At 45.6% G+C, this 15643-nt stretch carries 14 protein-coding genes, 4 tRNA genes, 2 pseudogenes and 1 riboswitch; of the genes and pseudogenes, 15 read left to right on the top strand and 5 right to left on the bottom strand.

Going from position 1 to position 15643, the window contains the following annotated elements; all coding sequences use genetic code 11:
• Window positions 1–31: 31 nt before the first annotated feature.
• On the bottom strand, window positions 32–1153 hold the full coding sequence (locus RH85_RS09115) for a pyridoxal-phosphate-dependent aminotransferase family protein (protein ID WP_006711931.1): 1122 nt from the start codon (window positions 1151–1153) through the stop codon (window positions 32–34).
• Window positions 1154–1308: 155 nt separating this feature from the next.
• Window positions 1309–1488: riboswitch (Lysine riboswitch) on the top strand.
• Window positions 1489–1618: 130 nt separating this feature from the next.
• On the opposite strand from RH85_RS09115, the gene lysC reads away from it, so the two are divergent.
• The gene (gene lysC, locus RH85_RS09110) at window positions 1619–2971 is read left to right on the top strand and encodes a lysine-sensitive aspartokinase 3 (protein ID WP_006711930.1); all 1353 of its coding nucleotides are present in this window, start codon (window positions 1619–1621) and stop codon (window positions 2969–2971) included.
• 63 nt (window positions 2972–3034) lie between these two features.
• Here the strand turns inward: lysC and RH85_RS09105 are convergent.
• Window positions 3035–4142: pseudogene (locus RH85_RS09105) on the bottom strand (PilT/PilU family type 4a pilus ATPase).
• A 9-nt stretch (window positions 4143–4151) separates the two neighbouring features.
• Window positions 4152–5183, bottom strand: a complete 1032-nt coding sequence (locus RH85_RS09100) for a type IV pilus twitching motility protein PilT (protein ID WP_006711929.1) — start codon at window positions 5181–5183, stop codon at window positions 4152–4154.
• 24 nt (window positions 5184–5207) lie between these two features.
• On the opposite strand from RH85_RS09100, the gene RH85_RS09095 reads away from it, so the two are divergent.
• From RH85_RS09095 to hemW, 7 genes are read left to right on the top strand one after another with little or no spacing between them, the layout of a single operon-like run.
• Window positions 5208–5924, top strand: a complete 717-nt coding sequence (locus RH85_RS09095) for a YggS family pyridoxal phosphate-dependent enzyme (protein ID WP_006711928.1) — start codon at window positions 5208–5210, stop codon at window positions 5922–5924.
• A gap of 50 nt (window positions 5925–5974) precedes the next feature.
• Window positions 5975–6793, top strand: coding sequence for a pyrroline-5-carboxylate reductase (gene proC, locus RH85_RS09090; protein WP_006711927.1), 819 nt, complete (start codon window positions 5975–5977; stop codon window positions 6791–6793).
• 41 nt (window positions 6794–6834) lie between these two features.
• Window positions 6835–7392: a YggT family protein gene (locus tag RH85_RS09085; protein ID WP_006711926.1), complete on the top strand. Its 558-nt coding sequence runs from the start codon at window positions 6835–6837 to the stop codon at window positions 7390–7392.
• Window positions 7392–7682 carry a DUF167 family protein YggU gene (gene yggU, locus RH85_RS09080; protein WP_006711925.1) on the top strand — a complete coding sequence of 97 codons (291 nt, stop codon included), beginning with the start codon at window positions 7392–7394 and terminating at the stop codon, window positions 7680–7682. Before RH85_RS09085 ends, yggU begins: the two co-directional genes overlap by 1 nt.
• A gap of 31 nt (window positions 7683–7713) precedes the next feature.
• Entirely contained in the window at window positions 7714–8145 is a 432-nt protein-coding gene (locus RH85_RS09075) for a DUF4426 domain-containing protein (protein ID WP_006711924.1), read from the top strand.
• A gap of 12 nt (window positions 8146–8157) precedes the next feature.
• Window positions 8158–8754: an XTP/dITP diphosphatase gene (locus RH85_RS09070; RefSeq protein WP_006711923.1), complete on the top strand. Its 597-nt coding sequence runs from the start codon at window positions 8158–8160 to the stop codon at window positions 8752–8754.
• Window positions 8755–8757: 3 nt separating this feature from the next.
• Window positions 8758–9933: a radical SAM family heme chaperone HemW gene (gene hemW, locus RH85_RS09065; RefSeq protein ID WP_006711922.1), complete on the top strand. Its 1176-nt coding sequence runs from the start codon at window positions 8758–8760 to the stop codon at window positions 9931–9933.
• 200 nt (window positions 9934–10133) lie between these two features.
• Here hemW and glsB read toward each other — a convergent pair whose 3' ends face one another.
• Both glsB and trmB read right to left on the bottom strand, forming a co-directional pair.
• Window positions 10134–11054, bottom strand: a complete 921-nt coding sequence (gene glsB, locus RH85_RS09060) for a glutaminase B (protein ID WP_006711921.1) — start codon at window positions 11052–11054, stop codon at window positions 10134–10136.
• 136 nt (window positions 11055–11190) lie between these two features.
• Window positions 11191–11910 (bottom strand): tRNA (guanosine(46)-N7)-methyltransferase TrmB, encoded by a 720-nt coding sequence (gene trmB, locus RH85_RS09055; RefSeq protein ID WP_006711920.1) that lies wholly within the window; start codon window positions 11908–11910, stop codon window positions 11191–11193.
• A 172-nt stretch (window positions 11911–12082) separates the two neighbouring features.
• Here trmB and mutY point away from each other — a divergent pair.
• The 7 genes and pseudogenes from mutY (at window position 12083) to RH85_RS09020 (ending at window position 15139) form a co-directional block, all read left to right on the top strand.
• Window positions 12083–13134, top strand: a pseudogene (mutY, locus tag RH85_RS09050) (A/G-specific adenine glycosylase).
• Between the two features lie 16 nt (window positions 13135–13150).
• Window positions 13151–13423, top strand: coding sequence for an oxidative damage protection protein (locus tag RH85_RS09045; protein ID WP_006711919.1), 273 nt, complete (start codon window positions 13151–13153; stop codon window positions 13421–13423).
• Window positions 13424–13497: 74 nt separating this feature from the next.
• A complete protein-coding gene (gene mltC / locus RH85_RS09040; RefSeq protein WP_006711918.1) occupies window positions 13498–14634 on the top strand; it encodes a membrane-bound lytic murein transglycosylase MltC in 1137 nt (378 codons plus the stop codon).
• Window positions 14635–14736: 102 nt separating this feature from the next.
• Window positions 14737–14812, top strand: a tRNA-Phe gene (locus RH85_RS09035).
• A 53-nt stretch (window positions 14813–14865) separates the two neighbouring features.
• Window positions 14866–14941 (top strand) — tRNA-Thr (locus RH85_RS09030).
• A 7-nt stretch (window positions 14942–14948) separates the two neighbouring features.
• Window positions 14949–15024, top strand: a tRNA-Phe gene (locus RH85_RS09025).
• A 39-nt stretch (window positions 15025–15063) separates the two neighbouring features.
• A tRNA-Asn gene (locus RH85_RS09020) sits at window positions 15064–15139 on the top strand.
• The last annotated feature ends 504 nt before the right edge of the window (window positions 15140–15643 follow it).

Below are 15643 nucleotides of genomic sequence, written 5' to 3'. Positions count from 1 at the left end.
AAGCCGCCTTTTCTACAAATATAGTTCAATATTATTGAGTAATAGACTCTTCTAATGCCCTTAGACAAAGCGCTATATTTTCTTGTCTTGCGCCGTAGCCCATCAAACCAATTCGCCACGCCTTGCCAGCTAACATTCCAAGACCAGCCCCAATTTCTAAATTGTAGATCTCCAGCAGATGGCTCCGCACCTTGGCTTCATCAATCCCTTCAGGCACATAAACAGCATTGAGTTGTGGCAATCGGTAAGCTTGTTCAACCACAAATTCAAATCCCAATCTTTCCAGGCCAACTTTGAGTTTGTCATGCATCACTTGATGACGATGCCAAGCGTTCTCTAACCCCTCTTGCTGCAACATAACTAAGGCTTCATGCAACGCATACAAGCTATTCACAGGCGCAGTATGGTGGTAGCTACGTTTGCCTTCACCACTCCAATAACCCAGCACTAAACTTTGATCGAGAAACCAACTCTGCACAGGCGTGGTACGACCCTGTATTTTTTCAATCGCTTTGGCGGAAAAGGTCAATGGTGATAAGCCCGGCGTACAAGAGAGACATTTCTGGCTGCCTGAATAAACGGCATCTAACTGCCACTCATCCACTTTTAATGGCACACCACCGAGTGAGGTTACGGCATCAACAATCGTCAGAGCACCATGTTGTTTTGCTAGCGCCCCTAACGCTTGCGCATCTGAGAGCGCTCCTGTGGACGTTTCGGCATGCACAAAGGCAACAATTTTGGTATCCGGATGATCCACCAGTGCTTGCTTAACTTTGTCGACAGACACAGGGCATCCCCACTCATCATCGATCACAATCGCTTCACCACCTGCGCGAATCACGTTTTCTCGCATTCGCTCACCGAACACCCCATTGCGGCACACAATTACTTTATCGCCCGCTTCAATGAGATTAACAAAGCAAGCTTCCATTCCGGCACTTCCCGGAGCCGAAAGCGCAATGGTAAATTCATTTTCGGTTTGAAAGGCATACTTTAGTAACTGCTTTAGTTCATCCATCATGGCGATAAAAAGCGGGTCTAAATGACCGACCGTTGGGCGGCTCAACGCTTGCAGAACTTGTGGTGAAATATCGGAAGGGCCCGGGCCCATTAAGATTCGGTGTGGCGGAATAAAGCTGGTTATGGTCATGATCGCTCCTTGCTGAGTTAAGTGTTCATCTCCACTTAATCCACCATAGAGCAATAACCTACTAACAACAATTGGCCGTAAGTCTAGATAGCAACAATTTTGTTATATTTGTAAATTTTCAATTGACTTTGATCACATAAAAACGTTCAATATTTAGTCACAGAAGAGGAGCGCTGCCTAGGTAGATGCATCGTGGAGCCACAACTCCGATACGATTCATTGAAGGGAGAGCAGTGCCGAGATTGCGCTAAGTTGTCGGATTAGAGCAGTCGGTTGACTTGAGTTGATTCTCATCAATTGTCATCAGCACAGCCTGATGAAGCGCTTCTGAGGTGAACTATTAGCAACAATAACTTACCTCTTTATACCGCTCAAAAAAACTCTCTTCTTGTTTGATTTATCAAACGTAAAACATCGGACGTTGGCAACACCAACAACAATTTAGGAAGTCGTGGGAGAAACACTGTGAGCTCTTTTAATGTCGCCAAATTTGGCGGTACTAGTGTCGCAAATTTTGAAGCTATGAGCCGTTGTGCGGCCATCATTGAAAACAATCCAAGCACCCGATTAGTCGTCAGTAGCGCTTGCTCTGGCGTAACCAATTTATTGGTTGAACTCGCTAACGGCGTACAAGATCAACAACAACGCAATCAAGTTCTCAGCCAAATTGCAGATATTCATGAAGCCGTTCTCGGCAAGCTTGAAGACAGCAACAACACCGCCGCTGAAATTTACAAGATTCTGGATACCGTCACTAGCCTTGCGGAGGCGGCTTCTATTCAAGCGACTGACAAACTCACCGATCACCTAGTTGCGTGTGGTGAGCTAATGTCAACCCACCTCTTGGCACAGCTGATGAGAGAACGCGGTATCAATGCCGTACGCTTTGATATTCGCCAAGTTCTGCGTACCGATAGCACCTTCGGTAAAGCGGAGCCGGATGTAAAACAAACCTCTGAGCTGGCAACCCAGCAGCTTATTCCACTATGCCAAAAGTCTGTTGTTATCACACAAGGCTTTATCGGTTCTGACGAACAAGGCAACACCACCACGTTAGGCCGTGGCGGCAGTGACTATAGTGCTGCATTGATTGCTGAAGCGGTCAAAGCAGAGGGATTAGAGATCTGGACAGATGTTCCGGGTATTTACACCACCGATCCTCGTATTGCAGAAAAAGCCTCACCAATCCCTGAGATTAGCTTTAGTGAAGCCTCTGAAATGGCCAACTTCGGTGCAAAAATTTTGCATCCATCGACATTAGTTCCGGCATTGCGTCATGATATTCCGGTTTTTGTCGGTTCATCAAAAGAGCCCGAGAAAGGTGGTACTTGGATTCGTCACCAAGTGCAAAGCTCACCACTATTCCGCGCGTTGGCACTACGCTGCAACCAAACGATGGTTACGCTGCACAGTGCCAACATGTTCCATGCTTATGGCTTTCTGGCTAAAGTGTTTGAAATCCTCGCCAAGCATAAAGTTTCCGTTGATTTGATCACCACCTCTGAAATCAGTGTTTCACTGACGTTAGACCAAACCGGGACCGCCGGCGGCGCGCCACAATTGCCAAGTGCTGCCCGTGAAGAGCTTGAAGCTTTATGTACCGTAGAAGTGGAGCACAACCTGTGCTTGGTTGCGCTAATTGGTAACAACATGAGTGAAAGCCGTGGCTACGCAAAACAAGTATTCGGTACTCTGGAAGACTTCAACTTGCGTATGATCTGCTATGGCGCAAGCCCGCACAACTTATGTTTCTTGCTGCATGAATCAGTCTCTCGCCAAGCAATACAAAAACTCCATCAAGAGCTTTTTGAAAAATAATCTATCTTTAGATGCAAAAAACCGAGCGTGATGCTCGGTTTTCTTTTCTGTGTCCCAACAAAATCAATCCATATCGATGCTGATATCCGCAAGAGAGCCATTAGAAACAGAATCGCCACGTTGCGTTTTGAGCATAATGCGTAAATCATTGGCCGAATCAGCACTATGCAACGCATCTTCCTCACTGATTTTCCCCTCCGTCACAAGCTGGAATAAAGCCTGATCAAACGTCTGCATACCAACTTGTTGGGATTTCGCCATAGTCGCTTTCACTTCATGGAGTTCCCCACGACGGATCAAATCCGCAATGCGAGGGCTATTGAGTAAAACTTCAAAAACGCCATGTCGGCCCAGCCCCTCTTTGTCACGCAACAATTGCTGCCCAACCACGCCTTTGAGATTCATCGACAAATCAAATAAGAACTGCTCTTTCTTCTCTTTTGGTACTAGATGCAAAATGCGCTCTAGTGCCTGATTGGCATTATTCGCGTGTAAGGTCGCCATACATAGATGACCCGTTTCAGCAAAAGCCATCGTGTATTCCATGGTTTCGCGACTACGGATCTCGCCAATCAAAATCATATCCGGTGCTTGGCGTAGAGAGTTTTTAAGCGCCACTTCGTAGCTTTCCGTATCTAACCCCACTTCACGCTGAGTAACGATACAACGCTGATGTTCATGAACAAACTCAATTGGGTCTTCCACTGTGAGGATATGCCCAGTTCGATGTTGGTTACGAAATCCCGTCATCGCAGCCATCGTGGTCGATTTACCTGAGCCGGTTGCCCCTACTACCAACACCAAGCCTCGCTTCGCAGTCGACAAGTCTTGTAATACCGTAGGTAAATTGAGTTCTTCGAAGGTTGGTATCGTGGTTTCGATGCGGCGAATAACCGCACCAGGAAGCTCACGCTGGAAAAAAGCCGACACACGAAATCGACCATACTCTCGTACTACGGCAAAGTTGGCTTCACGGCTACGTTTGAACTCCGTCAAACGCTCGCTATCCATAAGCGAGCTCAATAACGCAAACACCTCTTGCTCTATCAAGCTTCTCACCTTGGGCCTGCAACTCACCATCAACACGATAAAGTACCGGAGCACCAACCGTTACATACAAGTCTGACGCTTTTTGCTTACTCATTCCTTGTAGGAAAGCATCCATCATTATCGTGCTCCCTTAATAATCTAACGAGCCAATTTTTTGTTCCACTTCCTGTGGCTCAACCAGACCTTTAGCAATCAAAAGCTTGGCGTTTTGCTCCATGGTTTGCATCCCTTGAGCTGCACCAGTTTGGATCACGGAATACATTTGCGCGACCTTATCTTCACGAATCAAGTTACGAATAGCTGGTGTCGCCATCATTATTTCATGGCAGGCAACACGGCCCCCACCAATACGCTTCAAGAGTTTTTGCGCAATCACCGAACGCAGTGATTCGGATAACATTGAGCGCACCATGCCTTTGTCACTACCGGGGAAAACATCGATAATACGGTCAATGGTTTTTGCCGCCGAACTGGTATGCAGCGTACCAAACACCAAGTGGCCAGTTTCTGCCGCCGTTAGCGCTAAGCTAATGGTTTCTTGATCACGCAACTCACCGACTAAGATGACATCAGGGTCCTCACGCAATGCACTGCGCAGCGCCGCTTTAAAACTGTGCGTATCCCGATGTACCTCACGTTGGTTAACTAAGCATTTTTGATTGGTGTGCACAAATTCAATCGGGTCTTCGATGGTTAGAATGTGCTTGTTATGATTTTTATTGATGTAATCAACCATGGCCGCCAATGTGGTCGACTTGCCCGAACCCGTAGGCCCAGTAACCAATACTAAACCCTTTTCAAGATTAACGATTTTTTCGAAAATCTCGGGAGCATCAAGTTGCTCTAAGCTTGGAATCGTGGTCGGGATGGTGCGGAATACCGCCGCGCTGCCACGAGCTTGGTTAAAGGCATTAACACGAAACCGACCGACATCTGGCAATTCGAATGAAAAATCAACTTCTAAGTGTTGTTCAAATTCGCTACGCTGAGCATCATTCATCACATCAAAGATTAAACGATGCACGTCGGCGTGGCTGAAAGCAGGGATTCCCAGCTTTCGAACTTCACCATCAATTCGTACCATCGGAGAAACACCTGCAGAAAGATGTAGATCTGACGCATTATGTTTTACACTAAAATCCAGTAACTCAGCGATATCCATTTAAATTCCTTAGTAAAGTAGGCTATGAGTAGTATTCAACAAAACATTGAACAGATCACCTTACAGATCTCTAGTGCACAGCAAAAATGTGGCCGCGCTCAAGAGTCAGTGCAACTTCTCGCAGTAAGTAAAACCAAACCTAATCAAGCAATCCTTGATGCAGCCCTTGCGGGGCAACAGATGTTTGGTGAAAACTACGTTCAAGAAGGCGTTGATAAAGTAACATATTTTTCTGAACAGCATCCTAGCCTAGAGATCGAATGGCACTTTATTGGACCCATTCAGTCCAATAAAACGCGCCCAGTGGCAGAAAACTTTGCCTGGGTACATACCGTCGATCGCGCTAAAATTGCCCAACGTTTAAATGACCAACGTCCAAGCCAGTTGCCTCCTCTGCAAGTACTGATTCAAGTCAACACCAGTGGTGAAAGCAGCAAATCGGGCATTGATGAACATCAAGTGTTTGAGTTAGCTGCATTGATTTCTTCTCTTCCCAACCTCACGTTAAGAGGGCTGATGTCGATTCCGGCCGATGTGCCTGACTACTCATCACAATTGCATGCGTTCAAACAACTCGCGGCACTGAAGAATACTTTGGCTGAACGTCACCCTGAGCTTAATCTCGATACCCTTTCAATGGGAATGAGTGGCGATATGGAAGCGGCGATTGAAGCCGGCAGTACTATGGTACGAATTGGCACCGCTATTTTCGGCGAGCGTGATTACACCAATAAACCGTAACGAATGACCAACAATAACCAATAACACTATTACCCATTTAGGAAGTCATCATGGAACACAAGAAAATCACCTTTATCGGCGCAGGGAATATGGCGCGCTCTATCATTGCCGGCTTAGTGGCAAGTGGCTACCCTGCCAACTTGATCACCGCAACCGATCCCAATCAAGAGCAACGTGATTTTCTTTCTAACCAATATGGTATCAATACCGAAGCGGATAATGCGATTGCCGCACAACAAGCCGATGTAGTGGTACTGGCGGTTAAACCACAACTTATGGAAATCGTAGGCCAAGGTATGCAAGGTGTCGATTTCTCTCACAAATTGGTTATTTCGATCGCGGCAGGGATCAGCGCCGAGCGTCTAAACTCGATGTTTGCGGCAGAGCTGAGCTTGGTGCGCGTAATGCCAAATACCCCAGCGCTAGTCAGCCAAGGCATGAGTGGACTTTACGCACCAGCAAATGTATCAGCACAAGATCGTCAATTTGCTGCAGACCTTATGGGCGCGGTAGGTAAAGTCTGTTGGGTTGAGCAAGAGTCTGGCATCAACAATGTTATCTCTGCTGCAGGCAGTGCGCCGGCTTACTTCTTCTTATTTATGGAAGCGATGCAAGCTGAAGCGATCGCACAAGGTTTTGACAATGAGACCGCTCGTCTATTAGTCCAACAGTCAGCACTAGGCGCAGCCGAAATGGTGATTGCTAATCCACAAATTGAACTTTCAACGTTGCGTGAACAAGTGACATCAAAAGGCGGCACTACCGCTGAAGCAATTCGTACTTTCAATGAGCACCAATTATCGGATATCGTAGCTAAAGCAATGCAAGCTGCGGTTATTCGCGCTCAAGAAATGGAAAAACTATTTTAATAAGCAGAGCCAACTAGGCTCGATTGATTTAAGGGCAACCTATGAGTTCACTCAGTTTCTTAATTTCTACCGTGTTTGATTTGTACATCATGGTGGTTCTTTTGCGTCTTTGGCTACAAGCAACACGTGCCGATTTTTACAATCCATTCTCACAATTTATTGTTAAAGCAACCCAACCGGTTGTTGGCCCACTGCGCCGCGTGATCCCTTCGGTTGGCAGCATTGACCTATCAACCGTACTATTTGCTTACGTGCTATGTGTGGTGAAATTTGTCGCGGTTATTTTAGTCGCCTCTAATGGCTCTGTCGCCTTCAGCGCTGACTTCCTCTTCCTCGGTGCATTATCACTGGTGAAAGCCGCGGGCGGATTGTTATTCTGGGTACTACTACTGCGCGCGATTCTAAGCTGGGTAAGCCAAGGTCGCAGCCCTGTTGAGTATGTATTTCATCAATTAACTGAACCAATGCTAGCGCCTATTCGTCGCATTCTTCCTGAAATGGGTGGTTTCGACCTAAGCGTATTAGTACTGTTCATCGTGCTGCAATTTGCCAACTTCCTTATGGGTGACATTATTGGTCCTATTTGGTACCAACTATAGTGTCTGTAGCGGTTTGGAAAGAAGGTGAAGACATTGTGCTTCGCCTTTACATTCAACCCAAAGCCAGTCGCGATAAAATCGTCGGCTTGCATGGTGAAGAAGTCAAAATCGCCATTACAGCACCGCCAGTCGATGGCAAAGCCAATGCACATTTAACTAAGTATTTGGCAAAACAATTTAAAGTGGCTAAGGGATTGGTCAAGATTGAAAAAGGCGAACTCGGGCGGCACAAGCAAGTACGCATCGCTACGCCAAGCCAGATCCCTACTGAAATTGAAGCCATCTTATGATGGCTTTTTATTTATCTTGGGAGCACCATTAATGAAAAAATACCTCATCGTATTGCTTGCTAGCGTCTTATCGATGCCTGCAATTGCTGGGCAATTTACTACGATCAAAGATGTAGAAGTACACTACTCAGCCTTCAATTCTACCTTTCTTACCCCACAAGTTGCTCGCAGCTATCAGCTAAAACGCAGTGGCTATTCTGCTATTTTAAATATCAGCCTACTCGACCGTTCGCAACTCGGTAAGCCAGCCATCAACGGTGAGTTAAAAGGAAGCGTAAAAAATTTAATCGGCCAAACTCGCGAGCTAAACTTTAGAAAAGTGACAGAAGGTGATGCGATCTACTATCTGGCGGAGTTTGCCATCAGCGATGAAGAAAATATTCGCTTCAATATCGATATCGACGCTGGCAATAAAGGCAAAGGCACTTTAAAGTTCACCCAAAAATTTTATGTTGAAGAGTAAGTAGGACAGAGCATGAGCAAGATTGTATTAGCGACAGGTAACCAAGGTAAGGTACGCGAGATGGCCGATCTATTGGCTGACTTTGGTTTTGACGTGTTTGCTCAAAGCGAATTTAATGTCGTTGAGGCAGACGAAACCGGCACCACCTTTATCGAAAATGCGATCATTAAAGCTCGTCATGCGGCAGCTGAAACCGGTCTTGCCGCAATTGCTGATGATTCTGGCCTTGAGGTTGATTTTCTTCAAGGAGCACCTGGTATCTACTCCGCGCGTTACGCCGGCGAAGGTGCGAGTGATCAAGACAACATCGACAAACTACTTAAAGCGATGGTTGATGCACCTGAAGAACAGCGCACTGCACGTTTTCACTGTGTTTTAGTCTTTATGCGCCATGCCGCCGATCCAACACCGATCGTTTGCCATGGCAAATGGGAAGGTCGTATCCTGACGGAAGCACAAGGTGAAAATGGCTTTGGCTACGATCCGATTTTCTATGTTCCTGAAGACGATTGCTCATCTGCCGAGCTTGAACCGACGCGTAAAAAGCAGCTTTCACATCGTTCAAAAGCATTGCAAAAACTCTTTGCTGCGTTATCTGAGCAACACTAAGTTATGCAGCTAATTCCACCAGCACTGAGCTTATACATCCATATCCCGTGGTGTGTACAAAAATGCCCTTATTGTGATTTCAACTCCCATGCGCTGAAAGAAGAGATCCCGGAGGATCACTACATCAATGCACTACTCGAGGATTTGGATCGCGACATCAGTAAATATCAGCTTAACGATGTACCAAGGCCATTACACTCGATCTTTATTGGCGGCGGCACACCAAGTTTGATTTCAGCGCAAGGTATCGAACGCTTACTCAAAGGGGTTGAGCAGCGCATTCCATTTAAAGCCGGGATCGAAATTACCATGGAAGCGAACCCAGGAACGGTAGAAGCAGAACGCTTTGTCGGTTACAAAGCCGCTGGCGTTACGCGCATTTCGATTGGTGTACAAAGCTTTGCTGAAGATAAGCTCACCAGTCTGGGGCGAATCCACGGTAAACAAGAGGCGCTTAATGCGGCTAAGTTAGCCCATCAGATCGGTTTAAACAGCTTCAACCTCGATCTAATGCACGGCCTGCCAGATCAAACCATCGAACAAGCTTTAGCCGATTTAGATCAAGCCATTGCTCTTAATCCACCGCACCTCTCTTGGTATCAACTGACCATAGAGCCTAACACCATGTTCTATTACAAGCAGCCAACGCTGCCTGATGATGATGAATTGTGGGATATCTTTGAGCGAGGCCATCAAAAATTGACGGCAGCGGGTTACGTTCAGTATGAAATCTCTGGCTACAGCAAAGTAGATTATCAGTGCCAACACAACCTTAATTACTGGCGTTTTGGTGATTACCTCGGCATCGGTTGTGGTTCACATGGTAAATTGAGCTTTAGTGATGGGCGTATTATCCGCACCACCAAGGTCAAGCATCCACGCGGCTATCTCACGGCATACCAAAATATGGTTAAACCCTATTTGAGTGATGAAGTGGAAGTGGCGGTAGAAGATCGCCCGTTTGAATTCTTTATGAACCGCTTCCGCTTGATTGAGGCATGCCCCAAGCAAGACTTTATCGATACCACAGGCTTACCATTGAGCGCCATTCAATCCACCATTGATTGGGCACTAGAGCAGCAATACCTGTCGCAAACCGAGACGCATTGGCAGATCACTGAGAAAGGTAAACTGTTCTTAAATGACCTATTGGAAGCGTTTATGGCGGAAGAAGAGTAAAAAAACCAAACGAATTGAACGTGAAAATTTCGCATCGGGAATTGAAACATTATTGTTTTAACCTCAATCGAAAACTCAATTTCAAATACGAAAAGGGTCAGCAAATGCTGACCCTTTGGCTATTCATGCGACTCAATAAAACCCACAGCGATCGATTCTCGGTTCTCGGTTCTCGGTGCTAAACTCTCGCATCTTCCTGATTAAAAGATCGAACGACCAATACGCTCTGATAGCAATTCTAAGGCTTGAGTGCCCGGCAACGAATTTCCTGATGGGTCCAGCTCTGGGGACCACACTGCAATCGTCATTTCACCCGGAACGATAGCAATAATACCGCCACCAACACCCGATTTACCCGGCATACCGACTCGATAGGCGAACTCACCCGCGCCGTCATACAAACCACAAGTCGCCAACAAAGCATTCAATTGCTTGGTTTGCATAGGCGTAATGATTTGTTTACCGGTTTGCACCGAAACCCCTTTGTTGGCTAGATAACTAAAGGTTTTCGCCAGATCCACACAACTCATTTTCATTGCACAAGCATGGAAGTAGTTATTCAGAACCGGAATCACTTCGTTCTCAAAGTTACCAAATGCACGCATCAGATACGCAATCGCGGCATTTCTATCGCTATGCATCATTTCTGACGCCGCTACGACCTTGTCGTAAACAATATGGCTTTCCCCTGATAACTGACGTACAAAATCCAACAAACGCTGTCTGGGCGCAGACAGGCGGCTATGCAGCATATCAGCTACTACGATCGCACCCGCGTTAATAAATGGATTACGCGGGATACCTTGCTCCATTTCTAACTGAATCATCGAGTTAAACGCTTGGCCAGACGGTTCTTTACCAACACGAGTCCAAATTTCTTCGGGCTTATAGAGAGACATTGCGAGCGTTAAACTGAGCGCTTTAGAGATGGATTGAATTGAAAATCCCTCATCGGCATCGCCCGCTTTAATCACTTCACCTTGGTTGGTAAACACCGCGATCCCGAGCTTGGTATTCGGCACTTTCGCCAATGCTGGAATGTAATCTGCGACTTTCCCTTGTCCTACTAAAGGACGAACTTCTTCCAAGATGTCCGCCAGAATCTCATAGGTTGGTTTCATCATGACCTGCTTATGCTTGTTGTATGAACCCAAAAATTTGGGGATTTTAAGGTCAAAAAAGCCAACATGAAATGTTGGCTTATTGTCTATATCTTATACCTAACAAGGCTAGGTATGGAGAGAAATTAAATACGGATTACGCAGTGCGTTTGTATTTAATATCCCAAACGCCATGGCCTAAACGGTGGCCGCGCGCTTCAAATTTAGTCAGTGGTCGCTCATCCGGACGAGGAATGTAGTCACCATCTGTGGCAATGTTTGCAAAACCTGGCGCTTGGTTCATCACTTCAACCATGTGCTCAGCGTAGTTCTCCCAGTCCGTTGCCATGTGGAAGATACCGTCTTCTAATTTCAGTTTTTGGCGCACCATTTCTGCGAAATCAAGCTGAACGATACGACGCTTGTGGTGACGCTTCTTATGCCAAGGGTCAGGGAAGAACAGTTGTAGCGTACTTAAGCTGCTATCTGGGATCATGTGAGCGAACACTTCAACCGCGTCGTGACACATTACGCGTAAGTTGGTAATACCCGCTTCGCGAGCATCAGATAGACAGGCACCAACGCCAGGACTGTGCACTTCGATACCGAAGAAGTTTTTCTCTGGGGCATTTTTTGCCATTTCAACTAATGACGCACCCATACCGAAACCAATTTCCAATACCACAGGATTGTCATTACCGAACACTTCTTGCCAATCAAGTAGCGTATCTTGGTAATCGATACCCATGGTTGGCCAGCAATCTTTCATTGCACTTTCTTGACCTTTGGTTAGACGACCCTCACGGCGCACAAAGCTACGTATTCTGCGGATCAACTTACCTTCGTCATTGTATTCGTTAGTAGTCACTTCACTCATGATTTTGCCTGTTTAAAAATTGGTCTCGATACAAAGGGATTGTGATTATCCAAAGAATCGCCATTGGTGCAAGCATTTCCGAATAAAACCACATACTTTATCGGTTGTACTTTACCCACAATCTGTGATGCAATTTTAGCCCAATATCGAATAAATAATAAATGAGCACGTCGTGACGCCTTTTGCCCAAGCCATTTTGCAATGGTATGACGCTTATGGAAGGAAAAACCTTCCATGGCAACAAAACAAAACTGCCTACAGCGTTTGGCTGTCGGAGATCATGCTGCAACAAACTCAAGTGGCCACTGTCATCCCCTACTTTGAGCGCTTTCTGGCACGCTTTCCAACCGTCATCGAACTCGCTAATGCCGAACAAGATGAAGTCTTACATCTATGGACTGGCCTTGGTTACTACGCGCGCGCTCGTAACCTGCATAAAGCGGCGCAAATCGTCGCCAGCGACTATCACGGCAAGTTCCCGACCGATATCGAAGCGCTCAATGCACTACCGGGGATTGGTCGCTCAACCGCCGCCGCAATTCTGTCATCCGTTTACAAACAACCGCATGCGATCTTAGATGGCAATGTGAAGCGCACTCTAGCGAGAAGCTTTGCGGTAGAAGGCTGGCCGGGACAAAAAACGGTTGAAAACCAACTCTGGCAATACGCCGAGCAGCACACCCCGAAGCAAGATACCGATAAATACAATCAAGCGATGATGGATATGGGCGCAATGGTCTGCACCCGCAGTAAGCCAAAGTGTACCTTATGCCCGATTGAAAAATTGTGCCTTGCTAACAAACAAGGTAACCCACTCGATTATCCAGGTAAAAAACCGAAAAAGAAAAACCCGTTAAAGAAACATGGTTTGTGATGTTGCACTACCAGGGCCAAGTCTGGCTCGAACAGCGCCCGCAATCTGGTATCTGGGGTGGCTTATTTTGTTTCCCTCAGCACGATAATGCAGCGATTGATCACCAGTTAGATCTACGCCACATCGATCCTGATCAGATCCTAAGCCAACAAACATTGATCGCTTTTCGCCATACCTTTAGCCATTACCACCTCGATATCACGCCGATTTTGCTGGATCTATCAAAACAGCCTGATGTGATAATGGAAGCGAGCAAAGGTCTTTGGTATAACTTATCTCAACCAGAAGAAGTGGGGCTTGCAGCACCAGTCAAACTATTACTGCAAAGCTTGCCGCATGAGCTTCATTAGTCAAAAGGAATCTATTATGAGCCGCACCGTATTTTGTGCTCGACTACAACAAGATGCAGAAGGTCTTGATTTCCAACTGTATCCAGGTGAGTTGGGCAAAAGAATTTTCGACAATATCTCAAAACAAGCATGGTCTGAGTGGCAACAGAAGCAAACCATGTTAATCAATGAGAAGAAACTGAACATGATGGACCCAGAGCACCGCAAGCTACTGGAAACAGAAATGGTTAACTTCCTGTTTGAAGGTAAAGACGTTCATATTGAAGGTTACACACCACCAAGCGAATAACGTTAAGCCAATAAAAGTCCAATGACACCCCAGTTTTCTGCGGTGTCATTTTTGTATTTGTAGTTAGGATACTCATGAGAAAACTCGTTTACTTTTTTACCGCCTTAATGCTGGTTGGCTGCAGTCGCGAATTCGTTGAGAGCTTTTACGACGTCGATTACGAGCCCACCAATCGTTTTGCAAAAAACCTCGCGCAACTGCCTGGTCAATTTCAAAAAGATACTGCCGCACTCGATGCGTTAATTAATAGTTTTTCCGGCAACATCGAAAAACGCTGGGGTAGTCGTGAAATCAAAGTAGCCGGCAAGAGTAACTACGTTAAATACATCGATAACTACCTCAGTCGCTCTGAAGTAGACTTTCAAAAAGGCACCATCATCATTGAGACCGTTTCACCGACGGACCCAAAACAGCATCTAAAAAATGCCATTATGACCACACTATTGACTCCAGACGATCCCGCTAACGTCGATCTCTTTTCGTCAAAAAGTATTACTTTGGAAGGTAGGCCATTCTTGTATCAACAAGTGGTTGACCAAGACAACAAAGCGATTCAATGGTCTTGGCGAGCCAATCGCTTCGCCGATTATCTGATAGCCAACAAACTTAAAGTCAAAGATGTCGATTTTAAAAAAGCCTACTACGTTGAGATCCCTCTGGTAGAAAACCAAGTAGAGATCCGCAGCTACCAATACGCCGACATCGTGCGTCGTGCGTCGCAAAAATACGACATCCCAGAAGATTTGATTTACGCCATCATCAAAACCGAAAGCAGCTTCAACCCCTACGCGGTTAGCTGGGCGAATGCTTACGGTTTGATGCAAGTGGTACCAAAAACAGCAGGTCGCGATGTTTTCAAATTAGTCAAAAATCGTTCTGGTGAACCCACACCTGAGTATTTGTTTAATCCAGAGAACAATATCGATGCCGGAACCGCTTATTTTTACATCTTAAAAAATCGTTATTTAAAAGATGTGCAGCATCCATTGACGTTGGAGTACACCATGATCTCCGCTTACAACGGTGGAACTGGTGGCGTTTTGAACACTTTTAACCGCAGCAATCGAAAACAAGCGATGAACGACATCAATTCTTTGCAACCCAATCAAGTTTTTTGGGCACTAACCAATAAACATCCCAAAGCAGAAGCGCGTCGTTACCTAGAAAAAGTTACAAAATTCAAAAAGGATTTTAACCCTGGTAAAACCTAATGGTGACTTTCGCACAAAAACCGAGCAAACAATCGTTATTTTGAAATTATTTTCAAAAACACGTTGACGGATGACCTGAAAATCCGTTTAATACGCTCCGTTGCCCGGATAGCTCAGTCGGTAGAGCAGAGGATTGAAAATCCTCGTGTCGGTGGTTCGATTCCGCCTCCGGGCACCACAATTTGATTGTTGGTGTCTTAGACGTCAACGAGTTAGCAAAGAATTTAGTGTGCCGACTTAGCTCAGTAGGTAGAGCAACTGACTTGTAATCAGTAGGTCACCAGTTCGACTCCGGTAGTCGGCACCATTCTTTTGCCTCGATAGCTCAGTCGGTAGAGCAGAGGATTGAAAATCCTCGTGTCGGTGGTTCGATTCCGCCTCGAGGCACCATTATTTGGTGCTTATCTCGCAAGAGATGACACAGATAATTCCCCCTTAGTTCAGTCGGTAGAACGGCGGACTGTTAATCCGTATGTCGCAAGTTCAAGTCTTGCAGGGGGAGCCACTTTAAGAAAACCGTATCGCAAGATACGGTTTTTTTTCGTCTTAAGTTTGGTAAATAAAACCGACACACATTCCAAACCACAAATCCCCTCCCTACTTCTTCATTTCTTCATTTCTTCATTTCTTCATTTCTTCATTTCTTCATTTCTTCATTTCAAGCTAGCGTTTCATTAAGCGTAAAAATCAACATACTCCTTCATCTAGATCTCATATTGCGTTATATTTATACAAAATGACATTCTGTAACTATTTTTTTGCTGCGTAATAAATGGCTAGATAATTAGAAAACGTATCGTAATCTGACTAAATAATTCCAAAACTCCGGACTTAATACAGTCAAATCAGATCTTTCCATGCATTTATCTCGAATCATCACCTTTTTTATTTTGTAGCAAAAATTTAATCAGCGTCATATTTTTGAGCTTTGCCGCTATACCGAGCCAAGGTGGAGCGTAATAATTTTGTCATATTCAACGATACCAAAAGCTAGTCGCTGTTAAAGGCC

This window comes from Vibrio ichthyoenteri ATCC 700023 (assembly GCF_000222605.1).
GTDB lineage: Bacteria > Pseudomonadota > Gammaproteobacteria > Enterobacterales > Vibrionaceae > Vibrio > Vibrio ichthyoenteri.
The sequence above is the reverse complement of the archived record's forward strand: the minus strand, read 5'-3'. Positions and strand labels throughout refer to the sequence as shown.

What these genes read in the sequence shown, in the direction of transcription:
- RH85_RS09115 (WP_006711931.1), bottom strand. Translation starts at nt 1,153, where the DNA reads ATGACCATAACCAGCTTTATTCCGCCACACCGAATCTTAATGGGCCCG.
- RH85_RS09100 (WP_006711929.1), bottom strand. Translation starts at nt 5,183, where the DNA reads ATGGATATCGCTGAGTTACTGGATTTTAGTGTAAAACATAATGCGTCA.
- RH85_RS09095 (WP_006711928.1), top strand. Translation starts at nt 5,208, where the DNA reads ATGAGTAGTATTCAACAAAACATTGAACAGATCACCTTACAGATCTCT.
- proC (WP_006711927.1), top strand. Translation starts at nt 5,975, where the DNA reads ATGGAACACAAGAAAATCACCTTTATCGGCGCAGGGAATATGGCGCGC.
- RH85_RS09085 (WP_006711926.1), top strand. Translation starts at nt 6,835, where the DNA reads ATGAGTTCACTCAGTTTCTTAATTTCTACCGTGTTTGATTTGTACATC.
- RH85_RS09075 (WP_006711924.1), top strand. Translation starts at nt 7,714, where the DNA reads ATGAAAAAATACCTCATCGTATTGCTTGCTAGCGTCTTATCGATGCCT.
- RH85_RS09070 (WP_006711923.1), top strand. Translation starts at nt 8,158, where the DNA reads ATGAGCAAGATTGTATTAGCGACAGGTAACCAAGGTAAGGTACGCGAG.
- hemW (WP_006711922.1), top strand. Translation starts at nt 8,758, where the DNA reads ATGCAGCTAATTCCACCAGCACTGAGCTTATACATCCATATCCCGTGG.
- glsB (WP_006711921.1), bottom strand. Translation starts at nt 11,054, where the DNA reads ATGAAACCAACCTATGAGATTCTGGCGGACATCTTGGAAGAAGTTCGT.
- trmB (WP_006711920.1), bottom strand. Translation starts at nt 11,910, where the DNA reads ATGAGTGAAGTGACTACTAACGAATACAATGACGAAGGTAAGTTGATC.
- RH85_RS09045 (WP_006711919.1), top strand. Translation starts at nt 13,151, where the DNA reads ATGAGCCGCACCGTATTTTGTGCTCGACTACAACAAGATGCAGAAGGT.
- mltC (WP_006711918.1), top strand. Translation starts at nt 13,498, where the DNA reads ATGAGAAAACTCGTTTACTTTTTTACCGCCTTAATGCTGGTTGGCTGC.